The sequence below is a fragment of the Dactylosporangium maewongense genome (assembly GCF_039531485.1).
In the GTDB taxonomy this organism is placed as follows: domain Bacteria; phylum Actinomycetota; class Actinomycetes; order Mycobacteriales; family Micromonosporaceae; genus Dactylosporangium; species Dactylosporangium maewongense.
Genome location: NZ_BAAAQD010000023.1, coordinates 163,591 through 180,071, shown reverse-complemented (window position 1 = coordinate 180,071; position 16,481 = coordinate 163,591). Strand labels below are relative to the sequence as shown.

13 protein-coding genes are annotated in these 16,481 nt (G+C 73.3%); 7 read left to right on the top strand and 6 right to left on the bottom strand.

Annotation, left to right across the window (positions count from 1 at the left end; genetic code table 11):
• Nucleotides 1-285 precede the first annotated feature (285 nt).
• Nucleotides 286-1,077, top strand: coding sequence for an alpha/beta hydrolase (locus tag ABD332_RS43755; RefSeq protein ID WP_344510078.1), 792 nt, complete (start codon nucleotides 286-288; stop codon nucleotides 1,075-1,077).
• Nucleotides 1,078-1,154: 77 nt separating this feature from the next.
• On the top strand, nucleotides 1,155-1,946 hold the full coding sequence (locus tag ABD332_RS43750) for an oxidoreductase (protein ID WP_344510076.1): 792 nt from the start codon (nucleotides 1,155-1,157) through the stop codon (nucleotides 1,944-1,946).
• Nucleotides 1,947-1,961: 15 nt separating this feature from the next.
• Here ABD332_RS43750 and ABD332_RS43745 read toward each other — a convergent pair whose 3' ends face one another.
• Entirely contained in the window at nucleotides 1,962-4,724 is a 2,763-nt protein-coding gene (locus tag ABD332_RS43745) for an ATP-binding protein (RefSeq protein ID WP_344510074.1), read from the bottom strand.
• Nucleotides 4,725-4,867: 143 nt separating this feature from the next.
• Here ABD332_RS43745 and ABD332_RS43740 point away from each other — a divergent pair, with 143 nt between their 5' ends.
• The 3 genes from ABD332_RS43740 to ABD332_RS43730 all read left to right on the top strand — a co-directional run bounded on the left by ABD332_RS43740 (nucleotide 4,868) and on the right by ABD332_RS43730 (nucleotide 11,400).
• On the top strand, nucleotides 4,868-7,612 hold the full coding sequence (locus tag ABD332_RS43740) for an ATP-binding protein (RefSeq protein ID WP_344510072.1): 2,745 nt from the start codon (nucleotides 4,868-4,870) through the stop codon (nucleotides 7,610-7,612).
• Nucleotides 7,613-7,720: 108 nt separating this feature from the next.
• Nucleotides 7,721-8,476: an alpha/beta fold hydrolase gene (locus ABD332_RS43735; protein WP_344510070.1), complete on the top strand. Its 756-nt coding sequence runs from the start codon at nucleotides 7,721-7,723 to the stop codon at nucleotides 8,474-8,476.
• A 95-nt stretch (nucleotides 8,477-8,571) separates the two neighbouring features.
• Entirely contained in the window at nucleotides 8,572-11,400 is a 2,829-nt protein-coding gene (locus ABD332_RS43730; protein ID WP_344510068.1) for an AfsR/SARP family transcriptional regulator, read from the top strand.
• Here ABD332_RS43730 and ABD332_RS43725 read toward each other — a convergent pair.
• From ABD332_RS43725 to ABD332_RS43710, 4 genes are all read right to left on the bottom strand, one after another.
• Nucleotides 11,381-12,352 carry an alpha/beta fold hydrolase gene (locus tag ABD332_RS43725; protein WP_344510066.1) on the bottom strand — a complete coding sequence of 324 codons (972 nt, stop codon included), beginning with the start codon at nucleotides 12,350-12,352 and terminating at the stop codon, nucleotides 11,381-11,383. The two genes, ABD332_RS43730 and ABD332_RS43725, sit on opposite strands and share 20 nt — an antisense overlap.
• Nucleotides 12,353-12,434: 82 nt before the next feature.
• Nucleotides 12,435-13,268 (bottom strand): alpha/beta fold hydrolase, encoded by an 834-nt coding sequence (locus ABD332_RS43720; RefSeq protein WP_344510063.1) that lies wholly within the window; start codon nucleotides 13,266-13,268, stop codon nucleotides 12,435-12,437.
• Between the two features lie 24 nt (nucleotides 13,269-13,292).
• On the bottom strand, nucleotides 13,293-14,363 hold the full coding sequence (locus ABD332_RS43715; protein ID WP_344510061.1) for an MBL fold metallo-hydrolase: 1,071 nt from the start codon (nucleotides 14,361-14,363) through the stop codon (nucleotides 13,293-13,295).
• A 25-nt stretch (nucleotides 14,364-14,388) separates the two neighbouring features.
• Entirely contained in the window at nucleotides 14,389-14,883 is a 495-nt protein-coding gene (locus tag ABD332_RS43710; protein WP_344510059.1) for a cupin domain-containing protein, read from the bottom strand.
• A 438-nt stretch (nucleotides 14,884-15,321) separates the two neighbouring features.
• On the opposite strand from ABD332_RS43710, the gene ABD332_RS43705 reads away from it, so the two are divergent.
• Together ABD332_RS43705 and ABD332_RS43700 are read left to right on the top strand one after the other, a co-directional pair.
• Complete coding sequence (locus ABD332_RS43705) at nucleotides 15,322-15,462, top strand: hypothetical protein (protein ID WP_344510057.1); 141 nt, start codon at nucleotides 15,322-15,324, stop codon at nucleotides 15,460-15,462.
• Nucleotides 15,463-15,772: 310 nt separating this feature from the next.
• Nucleotides 15,773-16,018: a hypothetical protein gene (locus ABD332_RS43700; RefSeq protein ID WP_344510055.1), complete on the top strand. Its 246-nt coding sequence runs from the start codon at nucleotides 15,773-15,775 to the stop codon at nucleotides 16,016-16,018.
• A gap of 77 nt (nucleotides 16,019-16,095) precedes the next feature.
• Here the strand turns inward: ABD332_RS43700 and ABD332_RS43695 are convergent, their stop codons facing one another.
• A complete protein-coding gene (locus ABD332_RS43695) occupies nucleotides 16,096-16,455 on the bottom strand; it encodes a hypothetical protein (protein ID WP_344510054.1) in 360 nt (119 codons plus the stop codon).
• Nucleotides 16,456-16,481 lie beyond the last annotated feature (26 nt).

The following is a 16,481-nucleotide window of genomic DNA, read 5'->3' as shown; positions in this document are numbered from 1 at the left end:
TCCGTGCGGTCAGCAAGTTACGGCAGCTCAGAGGCTTACTTCAAGTCGCAAAGGAACTCTTAGAAATGCGCTTTCCCAGCGTTGCTGGCCCGGTCGCGGACCCCACTCGATTACGCTTTTCCGGCTTAAGTTTGGCTTAAAGACGTACGGGAATCAGACGGTGACCTTCCGCAGGTGGCGCGGTGGTGGGCGACAAGTTTTTGCCCACTGATTGCGCACAAGGCAGGCCTAACGTGCGGGGAGACCGGCGTCGACGGTCTTGACGGACAACGAAGGAGCGCAGCGATGAGCACGCCTGTCGTCTTCATCCACGGACTGTGGTTGCACGCATCGTCCTGGCAGCCGTGGGTCGAGCTGTTCCGGGCGGAAGGCTACGAGCCGGTCGCCCCGGGCTGGCCGGGTGAGCCGGGAACCGTCGCCGAGGCGCGGGAGCATCCGGAGGCGGTCGCCGACCACGGCATCGACGACGTCGTCGAGCACTACGCGAAGGTGATCGCGGGCCTGCCGGCGAAGCCGATCCTGATCGGGCACTCGTTCGGTGGCATGATCGCGCAGAAGCTCCTCGGCCAGGATCTCGCCGCCGCGGCGGTGGCCGTCGACGCGGCACAGATCAAAGGTGTGCTGCCGCTGCCGCTGTCGGCGTTGCGCGCGACGCTGCCGGTGTTCCGGAACCCGGCGAACAAGCACCGGGCGGTGTCGTTGACGGCGCAGCAGTTCCGGTTCGCGTTCGGCAACGCCGTCACCGAGCAGGAGTCGCAGGAGCTGTTCGACCGGTGGGCGGTCCCGGCGCCGGGCAAGCCGCTGTTCGAGGCGGCGGCGGCGAACTTCGACCCGCACTCCCCCGCCAAGGTGGACACGGCCAACGAGCTGCGGGGTCCGCTGCTGCTCATCACGGGCGGGCGGGACCACACGGTGCCGGAGTCGGTGACCCGGGCGACTCTCAAGCAGTACCGGCACTCCCACGCGGTCACCGACATCCTCGACTTCCCCGACCGCGCCCACTCGCTGACGATCGACAGCGGTTGGCGGGCGGTCGCCGACGAGAGCCTGGCGTGGCTGCGGCGCAACGGGCTCTGAGGTGACGCGGGACTGACCGGCCGGCGCGGCGGCCGTCCCGTGCGACGGCCGCCGCGCGTACCAGAGAGGAACACGCCATGGATCTGCATCTTTCGGGCAAGACCGCGGTGGTCACCGGCGCCAGCAAAGGCATCGGCCTGGCCGTCACCCAGGCCCTGGCCGCTGAGGGGGTCCGGGTCGTGGCGGGGGCCAGGACCGCCGGACCCGACCTCACACAGCTGAGCGGTAGCGCCGACGTGCGGGTCGTCGAGGTCGACCTGAGCACCGCGGACGGACCGGCAAGGCTCGTCGACACCGCCGTGACCGCGTTCGGCGGGCTCGACATCCTGGTCAACAACGTCGGAGCGGTGCGGCCACGCACAGCCGGATTCCTGGCCGTCACCGACGAGGAGTGGACGGCGACGCTGACGCTGAACCTCCTCGCCGCGGTCCGCACGACCCGGGCGGCGCTGCCGCACCTGCTGGCCAGTGGCGCGGGCAGCATCGTCACGGTCGGGTCGGTCAACGCCACGCTGCCCGACCCGCTCGTCATCGACTACAGCGCCGCGAAGGCCGCCCTGGCCAGCTTCTCCAAGTCGCTGTCGAAGGAGTTCGGAGGGCGTGGGGTGCGGGTCAACACGGTCAGCCCCGGGCCGGTGAGCACCGGGTTGTGGCTCGGCGACGACGGGGTCGCGGCAACCGTCGCCCGCTCGCTGGGCGGCGGTGACCCCGGCGCGGTCGCCGACCGGGCCGCCGGTGAGTCCGTCACCGGCCGGTTCACCCGCCCGCAGGAGGTCGCGGATCTGGTGCTGCTGCTGGCCAGTGACCGCACCGCGAACGTCACCGGCGCCGACTTCGCCGTCGACGGCGGCCTGGTCAGCACGTTGTAGTCAGCACGTTGTAGGTCAGCGGCCGGCCTGGACGTGGACGAGGCCGGCCAGCTGGGCTCGCGAGGTGATCTCCAGCTTCGGGAAGATGCGGTGCAGGTGTGAGCTGACGGTGCGGTGCGACAGGTACAGCCGTTCGCCGATCTCGCGGTTCGTCATGCCTTCCGCGGCGAGCTGCGCGATCTGCAGCTCCTGCGCGGTGAGCCGGTCACGGGCGTCGACGCCGCGCCTGCGGCTGGTCTCACCGGCGGCGCGTAGCTCCTGCCGCGCCTGCTCCCCCCACGGGACGGTGCCCAGGGTGTGGAACGTGTCCATCGCCGTGCGCAGCAGGGCGCGGGACTCGGCGACCCGGCGCTGGCGGCGCAGCCAGCGTCCGTAGGCGAGCTGCAGCCGGGCCCGGGCGAACGGCCAGCGTCCGACGTCGACCTGCAACGCGGCCTGGAACAGCGCCTCGGCGGCGGTGTCGCCGGCGAGGACCGCACGGGCGTGCCGCAGCCCACCGTGCAGGGCCGGTGACGGTGTCTGCAGCGCGAACGTCTCGAGCTCGGCGACGATCCCGGCGACGGCGCCGGCCTGACCGCTGTGCACGGCGGCGTCGGCGAGCTCGGCCAGGGCGAAGCAGCGCAGCGCCGGGTGGAACGAGGGGTCGACCGGGTCGTGCATCCGGCGGAACTGTTCGAACGCGTCGGCGTAGCGGCCGGCGCCGAGCGCGGCGAGCCCCCGGGCGAGCCGCGCGGTGGCGAGGACCGGTCGGACCCGGCCGGACATGGCGCCCTGCTCGGCGGCGCCGGCAAGGGCCTGCACGCCCGGCTCGTCGCCGCGCAGGGCGGCGAGAACGGCACCGGTCGCCTGGCCGATGCCGACGAACAGCGGCTGCGACGTCTCCCGGGCCAGGCGGGTGCACTCCTCGGCGGCGGGGATGCCGACGTTGAGGTCGGCGAGGTGAGCGGCACTCCACGCCTGCGCCCCCGACGCCCGCGCGACGAGCCCGAGGCGGCCCTGCGCCCGCAATGCCGGCAGCGCCGCGGTGCAGCAGGCCTCGGCGAGGTCGAACGCACCGACCAGGACCGCGGCGCTGCCGACCAGGCGGAGCGCCTCGGCGTTGCCGGCGGCCCGCTCCGCGCCGCGGCGAAGGCTGTCGATCACCGCGGCGCCGCGTTCGATCGGTGCCGCGAACGCGAGGATCGCCAACAGGTCCGGGTCGTCGGCGGGGATCGGCAGTGCTTCGGCGACGCTGACGAGCCGGTGCCTGCTCGGCAGGTCCGCCTCGGTCCAGAATGATCGCAGCGCCGCGCCGTTGAGCAGCCGGAGTGCGACGTCGACGTGCCCGTCGGCAGCGACCCGTTCAGCGACGTCGGCGACCCGTGCCGGTTGGCGGTGCTCGTCGCGGAGCCCGTCGCCGAAGCTGGCCTCGATCCACAGCAGCTGGGCCCGTTGCCATGAGGACAGCTCGACGGTTGCGGCGTCGCGCAGCAGCCGGTGGACCACGTCCTGCCGACCGAGCTCGACGGCGGCCTCGGCGGCGCGCAGCAACCGGGCGGCCCGCCGGACCGGGTCGTCGGTGAGCTGCGCGGAGCGTTCGAGGGCGGTCAGCGCCGCGACGGCCGCGCCGCGACGGCGGGCCGCGGCGGCGATCTGCTCGAGGTCGGCCGCGACGTCCTCGTCCGGTCCGTGGCTGGACGAGGCCCGGTGCCAGCCGCTGCGGTCGTGCTGGCCCGCGAGGACCTGGGCCAGTGCGGCGTGCGCGGCGTGCCGTTGCTGGAGGTCGGCGTGCTGGTGGATCGCTGAACGCATCAGCGGGTGCCGGAACCGGATGCGGTCACCGTCGACGTCGACCAGCGACGCCGCGACGGCCGGCGGCAGGTCGCCGACGGTGACGGCGGTGCCGGCGACGAGCGTCGCCGCGGCGAGGGTCTCCGACAGGGCGTCGCCGTCGTTGGTCGCGGCGACGAGCAGCAGGGTCCGGGTCGCCGCGGGAAGCTGGACCGCCCTGGCCGCGAACGCCTCCTGCAGCCGGTCGGTGAGCGGGCGCAGGGCCGCGGCCGCCGGGGTGGGCGGTCCGGACGCCGCGGTGTGCCCGGCGGTGATCGTGGACAGCTCGACCAGGGCGAGGGGGTTGCCGGCGGCATCCAGCAGCAGCTGCCGTCGCACGCCGGCCGGCAGGTCGGCGGCGTGCGCGTCGAGGACGGCGGCGGCGGCGGTCTCGTCGAGCCGGTCCAGGCGCAGCTGCGGCAGGTCGGCGCCGAAGGAGGTGGGGAAGCCGTCGCGAACGGCGGCCAGCAGCAGCACCGGGTCCGCGTCGAGGCGCCGTGCGACGAACCCGAGGATCTCCGCGGTGGCCGGGTCCAGCCAGTGCGCGTCCTCCACGACGAGCAGGGCGGTGGGTCCTGTGGCGGCGTCGGCGAGGATGTTGAGCACGGCGAGCGCGACGAGGAACAGGTCGGGGGTGGCCACGTCGGCCATGCCGAACGCGCCGTGCACCGCGTCGCGCTGCGGGCCGGGCAGCGCCTCCGCGCGGGCCAGGACGGGACGCAGCAACTTGTGCAGGCCCGCGAACGGCACCCTGGCCTCCGCCTCGACGCCGGCGGTGGTGAGAACCAGCATCCCGCCGGTGGCGGCGACCCGGCGGGCCTCCGTCAGCAGCCGGGTCTTGCCGATGCCGGCCTCGCCGCGCAGCACCAGCGCGCCGCCGCGCTCGCGGACACCGTGCAGCAGCGTGGTCAGCTGCCGCAGTTCGGCGTCGCGGCCGTACAGGTGCTCGCCTGGCATACCGAAGGTCACCCGTCCAGGTCGGCCCGCCCGTGTCGGTCCTGAGGGTACACATGCCGGCACGGTCGGTTCGAGGAGCGCTCCCACGTGTGCGAGGATGCTCCGGCGACGGCAGAAGATCGACTGGGCTGGTTCCGGCCCGGAACGGAGGAAGGGTGCCTCCGACCGGCGAAGGACGTCCGGTTCCGCCGCTGCTCGGCCGGCAGGAGGAGTGCGCGGCCCTCGACGCCCTGCTGGGCACGGTCCGCGACGGCCTGAGCGGTGCGCTGGTGCTGGTCGGCGAGCCTGGCATCGGCAAGACCCGGCTGCTGGACTTCGCGGCCGCACAGGCGCCGGACGTCCTGGTGGCCAGGGTGGTCGGCATGGAGGCGGAGACGCAGCTCGGGTTCGCCGGGCTGCACCGGCTGCTCCTGCCGTTCCTCGACCGGACGCCGGCGCTGCCCGCCCCGCAGCGTGCCGCGCTCGGCGCCGCGTTCGGGATGGTCGCCGGCCCGCCACCGGACCGGTTCCTGGTCGGGCTGGCCGCGCTCACCCTGCTGTCGGACGTCGCCGTCGAGCGGCCGCTGCTGTGCCTGGTCGACGACGTGCACTGGCTGGACCGCGAGACGGTGGAGGTGCTGGCGTTCATCGGGCGCCGGTTGCAGGCCGACGGCATCGGCATGGTGCTGGGCACCCGCGACGAACAGCCGGTCGGGCAGGTCCTCGCCGGGCTGCCGGTGCTCGCGCTGCACGGTCTCGCCGCGCCGGACGCGCGGCGGTTGCTGCTGGAGACGGGCGGCACCGTGGCCCCCGGCGCCGTCGAGCGGGTCATCGAGGAGACCGGCGGCAACCCGCTGGCATTGCTGGAGCTCGGCGGTGAACAGATCACCGGTCCGCTCTCGCCGGCGCCGCTGCCGGTCGGGCCGAGGATGGAGGCGCACTTCCTGCGCCGGGTCCGGACGCTGCCGGCGGACACGCAGACGCTGCTACTGCTCATCTCGGCCGCCTCGACCGGTGATCCCGGCGAGCTGTGGCAGGCCGCCACCGACCTCGGCGTGGGGCTCGACGCCGCGGAAGCCGCGGTGGCCGCCGGCATCCTGACCCAGCGGGACCGGCTGGCGTTCCGGCACCCGCTGATCCGCTCCGCCGTCTACGGCGGCGCCGTGACAGCGGACCGGCGGCGCGTCCACCTGGCGCTCGCCGACGCCGCCGGCCCCGGCTCGGACCAGCGGATCTGGCACCTCGCCGAGGCTGCCCCCGGCCTCGACGAGGACGTCGCGGCGCAGCTGGAACGCGCGTCGGAGCGCGCCGGGAGCCGTGGCGGTTACGCCGCCCAGGCGATGTATCTGTCCCGCTCGGCGGCGATGACGCCCGACCGGCAGTCGCGGACCCGCCGGCTCGTCGCCGCCGCCCAGGCCCACTTCCTCATCGGCGACGCGGTCAAGGCGCAGACCGTCCTCACGCAGCTCACATCCGACCCGGACACGCCGGTGGGACGGGCCTCGGTCCAGCGGCTGCGGGCGTCGATCGCGTCGATGTTCGGCCAGGTGAAGGTCGCGGCGTCGATGCTGTTGACGGCGATCGGGGAGGCGGCCCCGCACGATGAGCGGTTGGCCCGGGACATGGCGTTCGACGCGCTCACCGCGGCGCTGATCACCCGCGAGCACACCGCCGGGACCACCCTGGAGGAGTTCTGCCGGGCTATCCGCGCGATGCCGTGGCAGGTGTCGGACCGCTCTCCTGTCACCGACCGACTGGTCGAGGCCTGCACGGTCCGGATCACCGAAGGGCATGTGCGGGCGCTTCCGCTGATGCGCGCGGCCGTCGCGGCGCTGTGCACCGACGACCTCGTGCAGGCGGGAATGCCGATCTCGTTCGTGGGGTGCTTCGCGGCCGAGGAGTCCTGGGACGACCGGGGGTTCCGGGCGGTGGCCGAGCGGATCCTGATGCTGAGCCGCGAGCGTGGCGGGCTGCACGCCGTCAACGACACGCTCAAGGCCTTGGCGAGCTGCGAGCTGTACGCCGGGCGGTTCGACCTGGCCGAGGCCTACTTCGGTGAGGCGCAGGAGATCGACCGTGCGATGGGTATCCCGGAAGGGCCGGCACACCGGGTGGAGCTGCTGGCGTGGCAGGGTCGCGTGGAGGAGACCCGCGCCGCGGCTGCCGTGGCGATCAACGACTGGGGCGGCGGCTTCGGCGTGGCGACCATGGCCAACCACGCGCACTACACGCTCTGCCTGCTGGAGCTGAGCCTCGGCAACTACCCCGAGGCGCTCGCCAGCATCCTGCGCGCCTGCCGCGGCGACCTGCCGGGCGAAGGCAACCGGATGCTGCCCGACGTCGTCGAGGCCGGGGTACGCGCCGGTGACCGGGCCTCGGCCGAGGCCGCGTACGCCCGCCTGGCCAATCAGGCCGAGGCCACCGCGACACCGTGGGCGCTCGGGCTGCTCGCCCGGGCCGGCGCGCTGCTGGCCGGAGACGAGCACGCCGAACCGTTGTACCAACAGGCGATCGCCCGGCTGAACGAGACACTGATCGTCACCGAGCTCGCCCGCGCCCACCTGCTCTACGGCGAGTGGCTGCGCCGCCGCAAGCGCCGCGCCGACGCCCGGGTGCAGCTGCGCACCGCCTACGACATGTTCACCGCCATGGGCGCGGCCGGTTTCGCGGAACGGACCAGGGTGGAGCTGCTCGCCACCGGCGAGCAGGCCCGCCGGCGCGACCCGCGGACCGAGCACGACCTCACCCCGCAGGAGCGGCAGGTGGCAGGTCTGGCCGCCGACGGTGTCACCAACGCCGAGATCGCCACCCGGCTGTACATCACCGCCTCGACCGTGGAGTACCACCTCAACAAGGTGTTCCGGAAGCTCGGTGTCACCTCCCGCCGGCAGCTCGGCGCCGCGCTGCGCACCGACGCCTGACCCCAGCGGGCGCCGCCCGTCAACGACTGGGGTGTGACCCCGATGCGAGCGGTCACGCCCCGGTGGTTTCGTGACGTCACCACCGTTTCGCCGTCGCGGAAGGACGTCATGACCGGACCGCCTGTGCTGTTCATCCACGGTCCCTGGCTGCACGCCAGCTCGTGGCGCCCGTGGATCGAGCTGTTCGGCGCGGCGGGCCATCGGGCGTCCGCGCCGGGCTGGCCAGGGCATCCCGACACCGTGCAGGACGCCCGCGACAACCCCGAGAGCATCGCCGACCACGGCATCGACGACATCGTGGAGCACTACACCGCCCTGATCGCCGCGCTGCCGGACCGACCCGTCCTGGTCGGGCACTCCTTCGGCGGGATCATCGCCCAGCGGCTGCTCGGGCAGGGCCTCGCGGCCGCCGCCGTCGCCATCGACGCCGCACGGATCACGGACATGCCGCCGGCACTGCCGCTGTTCAGCAACCCTGCCAACCGGCGCAAGGCGGTGTCGCTGACCGCGGAACAGTTCCGGTCCGTCTTCGGCAGCGCCGTCAGTGCGCAGGAGTCGGCCGAGCTGTACGACCGCTGGAGCATCCCGGCTCCCTGCAGGCCGCTGTTCGAGGCCACCGCCGCCGGCTTCGACCCGCACCGCTCCGCCGACGGGGACCCGGCCCAGGCGCCGCGTGGCCCGTTGCTGCTGATCACCGGTGGCGGGCAGCACCGTGCCCCGGCGACCCGGGCGACCGACGTCGTCGTGTTCCCCGACCGCGGCCACTGCCTGACCATCGACAGCCGCTGGCGGGCGGTCGCCGACGCCGCCCTGACGTGGCTGCGGAACCGATCCCTGTCATCGCCGCACACGGAGAGGAGCTGACGATGTCGAACGTCAACGAACCGAACTTCGCCGTCATGCCACGTACCGTCATCTGACACAAGCGACGCCCGCCGCCGGGGCTCTACCGTCCGGTCATGGCCAACATGTGGTTCACCGTCCTGGGGCCGGTCCGGGTCTGGCGGTCCGATGCAGAGGTCGACCTCGGCGCCCCCCAGCAGCGGTCCGTGCTCGCGGTGCTGCTGGCCCGGGCCGGGCAGCCGGTCGGGCTGACGGAGATCGTCGACGTCCTGTGGGGCGAGGACCCGCCGGCTTCGGCCGTCAACGCGGTGCACCGCAGCGTCGGGATGCTCCGCCGGGCCCTGGAGCCGGACCTGGCGACCCGCAGCGCGGGCCGCTGGCTGACCCGCGCCGGCGGCGGGTACCGGCTCGACGGCGACGCCGACACGGTCGACCTGCTGCGGTTCCGGCGGTTGCTGACGCAGGCCAGAGCCGACGGCGACGCGGGGTCCCGGGTGGCGCTGTTCGGGCAGGCGCTGGACCTGTGGCAGGGGCCCGTGGCCGGCACCGTCGCCGCGGAGATCCGCGGGCTGCCGGTCTTCGCCGCACTGGACCGGGAGTACGAGGCCACGGCCCGTGAAGCGGCCGACGCTGCGCTCGCCGCGGGGGCACCGGCGGTGGTGCTGCGGGCCGTGGAGGCCGCCGCCGACCGGGCCCCGCTGGACGAGGCGTTGCAGGCACGACTCATGCTGCTGCTCGCCGCGACCGGCCAGCAGGCGGCGGCGCTGCGCCGCTACGACACCGTCCGGGCCCGTCTGCGCGACGACCTCGGCCTCGACCCCGGTGCCGAGGTGGCCGCCGCACGCGACCGCGTCCTGCGCCCGACCGCGCCGGACCCGTCAGCCGTGCCGGCGCCGACCGTGCCGGTGACCCCGCGGGTCGCCCAGCTGCCACTGGACCCGGCCACATTCACCGGCCGCCGCGCCGAACTGGCCGCCGCCCTGGCCCTGCTGCCCGGCGACGCATCCCCGGCCTCGGTCGTGATCGGCTCGATCAGTGGCATGGCCGGCATCGGCAAGACCACCCTTGCGGTGCACTGGGCGCACCGGGTCGCCGGCCGCTACCCCGACGGCCAGCTGTACGTCGACCTGCACGGCTTCTCCCCCACCGGGCAGGTGATGGACCCGTCCGAGGCCCTGGCCCGATTCCTGGAGGCACTCGGCGTCCAGCCGCACCGGATCCCGGCGAGCCTCGACGCCCGCGCCGCCCTGTACCGCAGCGAACTGGCCGGCCGGCGCATGCTGGTGCTGCTCGACAATGCCCGCGACACCGCCCAGGTCCGCCCGTTGCTGCCCGGCACGGCCGGCTGCCTCGTGCTGGTGACGAGCCGCGACCGGCTCGCCGGGCTCATCGCCTCCGACGGCGCCACCCCGATCCCGCTCGGCCTGTTCCCGCCCGACGAAGGCCGCCAGCTGCTGGTGCACCGGCTCGGCGCCGCACGGGTCGCCGCCGACCCGCGGGCCGTCGACGAGATCGTGGGCCGGTGCGCCGGGCTGCCGCTCGCCCTGGCCATCGTCGCCGCCCGCGCTGCCACGGACCCGCACCTGCCGATGGGGGTCCTGGCCGCGGAGCTGCGCGACGAGAGCGGCCGGCTGGACACGCTCACCACCGGCGACCCGGACAGCGACGTCCGGACGGTGTTCTCCTGGTCGTACCGTGCGCTCAACGCCGACGCGGCACGACTGTTCCGGCTGCTCGGCCTGCACCCCGGCGCGGACGTGCCGGTCCTCGCCGCGGCGAGCCTCGCCGGTCTCGCGCCGGGACGGGTCAGGCCGCAGCTCGGCGAGCTGGTCCGCACCGGCCTCGTCACCGAGCACACCCCGGCCCGGTTCGCCTTTCACGACCTGGTCCGGGCGTACGCCGCGGACCTCGTCCACACCGTCGAGCCCGACGCGGAACGCGGTGCCGCCGGTGCCCGGCTGGTGGAGCACTACCTCCACACCGCGCACCGGGCCGCGCTGCTGCTGGCGCCGGGGCGGGAACCGATCGTCCTCACCGCACCCGGGCCGGGCACGACCGTCGAGCCGCTCGCCGACCAGGACCGCGCTCTGTCCTGGCTCACCGCGGAATACCGGGCGCTGCAGGCGTTCGTCGCCCGCCTCGCCGCCGCCGGGGCGGACGAGCTCACGTGGCAGCTGGCGTGGACGCTGGACACGTTCCAGCGCCGCCAGGGGCATGTGCACGATCTGGTCGCCAACCGCAGGACCGCGCTCGCCGCGGCACGGCGCCTGGCCGACCCGGCGGTCCTCGCCGACGCGCACCGCGACCTCGGTCACGCGCTGACCGGGGCGGGGTGTCCGGAGGAGGCGCGCACCCATTTCGCCGCCGCCCTGGACGGCTACGTCGCCCTCGGTGACCTCGCCTGCCAGGCCCACGTCGAGCGTGGCATCGGCTACTCGTACCAGGTCGGCGGCCGGTACGACCGGCTGCTGCTGCACTGCCAGCGGGCCGAGAAGCTGTACCGGGCCGCCGGGCACCGGCTCGGGCTGGCCAAGGCGCTCAACGAGATCGGGTTCGCGTACACCAGGCTCGGTCAGCCCCGCCTCGGCGAGCCGCGCTGCGAGCAGGCGCTGGCGCTGTTCCGCGAGCTGGGCGACCGGCACGGCGAGGCGGCATGCCTGGACAGTCTCGGCGCCATCCACCACGGCCTGCACGACCACCCGCAGGCGGTCCGTCACTACCGGCGGGCGGTCGAGCTGTACGCCAGGGAGGGCGACTCGTGTCAGGAGGCCGCGTCGCTGATCAGGCTGGGCGACGTGCACCACGACGCCGGTGACGCCGACGCCGCGGGGCTCGTCTGGCGGGTGGCGCTGCGCATCCTGCAAGGTCTGCAGTCCCCGCAGCCGGAGCTGGTCCAGCCGAGGCTGGACCAGCTGGCCGGCGGACTCAGCGCAGGAAGTCGATGAGCAGCCTCGTCATCTCGGCGGGCCGCTCCTCGTAGAGCCAGTGGCCGGAGCCCTCCACCACGGTGCCGGTGACATCGGTGGCGTACCGCTCGACCTGCTCGGCCACCAGCTCACGCAGGCTGCCCCGGGCGCCGATGGCGAGGACCGGCATCGTCAGCTTCGTCCGCCCGTACACCTCGTTGTCGGCGATGTCCTGCGGGAACGCCCGGAACCACTCGAAGCTGGCCCGCAGGTGCGCATCGTCGCGCAGGTACGAGGCGAACTCCCGGACCTCCACCGGCCCGACGCCGTCCTTGCGGACCTCCAGCGAGTCGGTGAACAGCTGCACCCACAGCGCCTCCCGGCCGTCGACGAGCTGCTCCGGAAGGCCGTTGGTGAGGCTGAAGAAGCCGAAGTTCCACGCGCCGGGGCCGTCCTTGGTCAGCGCCGCGAAGTCGTAGATCGACTGGTCCGGGAGCGGTGCCTCGCTGAGCGCGAGCTTGCGCACGTCGGCCGGGTGCGCGGCGGCGTAGGCGTAGGCGACCATGGTGCCGATGTCGTGGCCGACGAGCCGGATGTCGCGGTCGAGGCCGAGCCGGCCGAGCAGGGCGTGCACCACCGCGGCCATGCTCTTCTTGTCGTAGCCGCCGGCGGGGGCGTCGCTGCGGCCGGCGCCGGGCAGGTCCGGGGCGATGACCGTGTAGTGCTTCGCGAGCTCGGGCATGACCTTGCGCCACGTGAACCAGGTCTCCGGGAACCCGTGCAGCAGCACCAGCGTCGGGCCGCGCCCGCCACGCACGTAGTTGATCCGGACCGGGCCGGCCTGCACCTGCTGTTCGGTGAACCCGGCCGGGAGCCGCGGTTCCTCGTGCGGATGCCCGCCCGGTGCGGCCACCGACCGCAGTGGGGTGAGGATGAGGACGAGGCCGATGGCGACGGCCGCGGCGACCCGCGACCGGAAGTTCAGACGCATGATTGTCCGTTTCCTGTGGAGGTGGTTGCGGCGTCAGGTGGTGGCTCGGGCCGCCGACTCGATGACCGTGGTCACTGCCGGGTCACTGCTTGAGGAAGGTCAGGAGTGCGGCGTTGACCTCCTCGGCGTGGGTCCACAGCAGGCCGTGCGGTGCGCCCTCGATCTCCACGTAGGACGCCTGCGGCAGCAGGCGCCGGAACGGGCGGGCGGTCGCGTCGATCGGCAGGATGCGGTCCGCGGTGCCGTGCACGATCAGGGCCGGGACGTCGATCCTGGCGATGTCGGCGCGGAAGTCGGTCGTCCAGGTCGGGACCGCGGCGACCGACGCGTAGGCCGACGCGCCCGCGGCCACCACCCAGCTGGCGTTGACGGCCTGGCTGCTCAACCGGGTGCCGAGGTTCTCGTCGACGTTGTAGAAGTCGTTGTAGAAGTCGGTGAAGTAGGCGTACCGGTCCCTGGTGACGGCCTCGAGGATGCCGGCGAACACGGCGCCGTCGACGCCGGCCGGGTTGTCGTCGGTGCGCAGCAGGAACGGTTCGAGCGCTGCGATGAACGCGGCGGCGCCGACCCGTTCGGAGCCGTACGTGCCGAGGTACCGGCCGACCTCGCCGGTGCCCATGGAGAAGCCGACCAGGACGGCGTCGCGCAGGTCGAGCCGCGTCATGAGGGCGTGCAGGTCGGCGGCGAAGGTGTCGTAGTCGTAGCCTGTGGTCGGGCGCCCGGATCGGCCGAACCCGCGCCGGTCGTAGGTGATGACCCGGTGTCCGGCGTCCAGCAGCGCCGGGACCTGCCGCTCCCAGGAGCCGCCGTCCAGCGGGTATCCGTGGATCAGCACGACCGGGCGTCCGGCGCCGTGGTCCTCGTAGTACAGGTCGATGTCGGCGCTGTTCTCGGTGCCGACGGTGAAGAACGGCATGGTGATCTCCTCGCTCGGGGCGGATCAGGGGCGGATGCTGAAGGGTCCGAGCACGCCGGCGTCGATGCGCAACGACTCGAGCATGGCGAAGGCGTTGTCGACGGTGAACACGTCGGCCGCGGCCAGCACCCCGGCGTACTTGGCCGCGACGGGCTCGGCGGTGCGCCGCGCGGCCTCCTCGAGGTAGGTCTTGAAGATCGCCCACGCGTTGCCGGCCGGCAGGTACTTGCCGAAGAACGGCGCGGGGTCGAGAGCGGCCAGCGTGGCCCGGGCGCTCGCCTCCAGGTCGATGACGTACTGGCGTTGCAGGTCACCGTCGGCGCGGGTGCCGAGCCTGCCGAGGTGACCGCCGACGAGCGTGGTCCACGGGTACTGCATCGCTCTGCGCTGCGCGTCCGTCCAGCCCGGGATGTCCTGTGACACGGCGAGGTTCTTGAACGGCACCCATCCCGGGTAGAGCACGTCCACGACCATGAGCGTGGCGTGGGCCGGCGCGTGGACGAAGATGTTGTCCGGTGAGTGGTTGGGCCCGTGGTACGCCAGCTCCAGCCGTTCACCGCCGACGCGCAGCACGTGCCGGTCCTCGAACGTGACCGTCGGCAGCGGCCGGTTCGGGTCACCCGCGGCCCGCAACAGCCGTTTCGTCTCCACGTGCGCGACGCGCTCGACCCGCCGGCCGAACAGCACGGCGGCGCCGATGTGGTCGGCGTGGGAGTGGGAGTAGACCAGGTGCGTGACCCGTCCGGGCCGCCCGTTCGCCCTCGTCACGTCCTGGACCGCCCGCAGCAGGTTGTGGCCGATGGTCGGCGGGGCGTCCACGAGCACGACGCCTTCGCGGGTGCTCAGCAGCATCGCCTGGTAGAAGCCGTCGGTGACCCAGTACAGCTCGTCCTTGATCCGCCCGACATGGTATCCGTCGGCGTTGAGCTCGGGCCCGGCCGAGCCGCTGGGGATCGGCAGGTAGTCCGGCAGCCCTCCCGCGCCGGCGGGTGCCGCGTGCGCACCGCCCGGCAGCATCAGGGCCGCGGTGGGCACGGCCGCGGCGCTCAGCAGCCCGAGGACCGTGCGACGGCTCGTCTGGTGTTCAGTCGTCATTTCGTCTCCTGCGTGGTTCGGCATGTCAGCTGGCAAGCGTCGGGTGCGCAGCGGTCCCGTCCGGCGGCGGCCCGACCACGGTGAGGCGGAACGCCGCCGCGGAGGCGACGATCGCGCCGATGTCGAACGCCGGCGACACCTCGTCCACAGTGGACACCGGGGTAACGTTGGCGGCGAACCACTCCTCGATCCCGGACGGCGAGTAGACGACGGCCATCCGGGCCTGCGGCGAGCGCACCACGTAGCTGTGCGGCACTCCCCGCGGCCCGTGGGCGATCTGCCCGGCACCGAGATCCAGCCACCGGTCACCGACGAAGAAGCTGATCTCCCCGTCGAGGACGACCCACACTTCCTCCTCGGCGTCGTGCACATGCAGCGGCGGCGCCTGCCCGCCGGGGTCCCGGAACTCCAGCACGCTCATCGCCCGTCCCGTCACGGCGCCCGGCACGACGATGCGTGCCTGTCCGCCGAGGAACCAGAACGGCGGTGCATCGCCTGCCACCGGATCAGGCACGGTCATCGGGTTCTCCTTCGGTACGGTCCACGCGTCGGTGCAGCGCGGTGACCGTACGACCGGCCCGGTGGGCAAACTGTGCGCAAGAAGTTGACGGCCCGCACCCACCGCCGCATGACAGGCCGCCCTGTGCGTCGCAGGTCTGGCGTGTGGAACGTTCCTGCCTGGAGCACGGCCGTGGCGTTCGCGGGGTCGGCGTTGACCAGCAATCCACCGTCGGACAGCAGGTCGTCGAGGAGCCCGGCGTCGACGTCGTGCTGGACCGCGTGCCGGCGCAGATAGGACTGCACGCTGCGCCACCGATCCACGCCCGTGGCCCGGCGCCGGCAGGGCTTCGAGCAGACGGTGGTACGCCGCCGGGCCGGCCGCCGACCGCGTCAAACCTTCGCGCCGTGCGCCCGGAAGGGCCGGTGGCACGGCGCTCGTCAATGTAAAGTTCCCTCGGTGGAGATCCGCCTGGCACCGGTCGTGGCGGCCAACGCCGCTGTGAGCAACGCGCCGAAGCGGCGCCGGAAGATTTTCATGGCCGACAGCCTGGCCACGGCCGCTCAAGCGCCGCCTAAGAACGGCTCAATGCGCAGGTAGGCGGCCGGTTCACCATCAGCCCTGCGCTTGGCCCAGGTGAGCAGGGTGGCCAGGCGGTCACTGCCTCCGGCAGACTGTCGATCAGCCCGAAGCTGACCGTCACCGACCGCACCTTCGGCACCGGGCTGACCGGCGTGCGCACGTTCAACGCCGCCGCCACGTTCGACAACGTCACCGCGCGGGGTACGGGCCGTCCTGATCGGGCTCGGCGCCCTGCTCGTCGCGCCGCCCGCGGCCCGCGCCGCCGTGGTCGACGCCGGCCCGTTCACGGCGTCGGTCGGCACCCCGTCGGTGGTGCCGAACCGGGCTGATGCGGGTCTTCCGGCTGAGCGGCGTCGGCCTGCTCAACTGGACCCCACCGGTCCTCCTGCTCGCCCCGGCACCGCCGTACGACCGGATCTGGTACCCCGCCCCTCATCGGCGACGGCGGCGACCAGAGCTCCGGCCGCGACGTCCGCCTGTACTACGCCCGCATGCGCCCGGCACCGGCGTCCGCGACTTCATGTCCGTCCCGGTCACCTTCACCGCCAAGACGGGTGGGTTCGCCGTGCCCTGATCCCGTGCACGCCCGCGGTCGATCGGCCGCAGGCTCCCCCGACGACCGCCCGCACGGGACGGTCGTCGGGGGTCGGGTCACCAGCGGATGTATGGTCGGCTCGGCCAGCTGAAGGGATGGCGAAGGTCGTCGAGAACCATCAGTGTGAACTCGAGCTGTCCGGAAATGCTGATACCGCTTGGACTACCCCATCGTCTGCCGATGCCGACGAGGACGACCATCGACACGGCGGTTGTCAAGACCGCGGGAAACCAGACGACGGTGCTGGCCACGTCGAGGGGAACGATAACCGCTCGAGGTGCGTGCAGCACGTCGAGCAGCCACACCAGGCCACGGACCGCCACGACGACCAGCAGCACCTCGATCCCCGTGATGAAGACCCGATACGCCGCCGACGCCCGCATTCGGCGGAACGGCTCATACGCCGGTGATCCCATCGCTGCTCCGTCCTGCTGACCGCCGT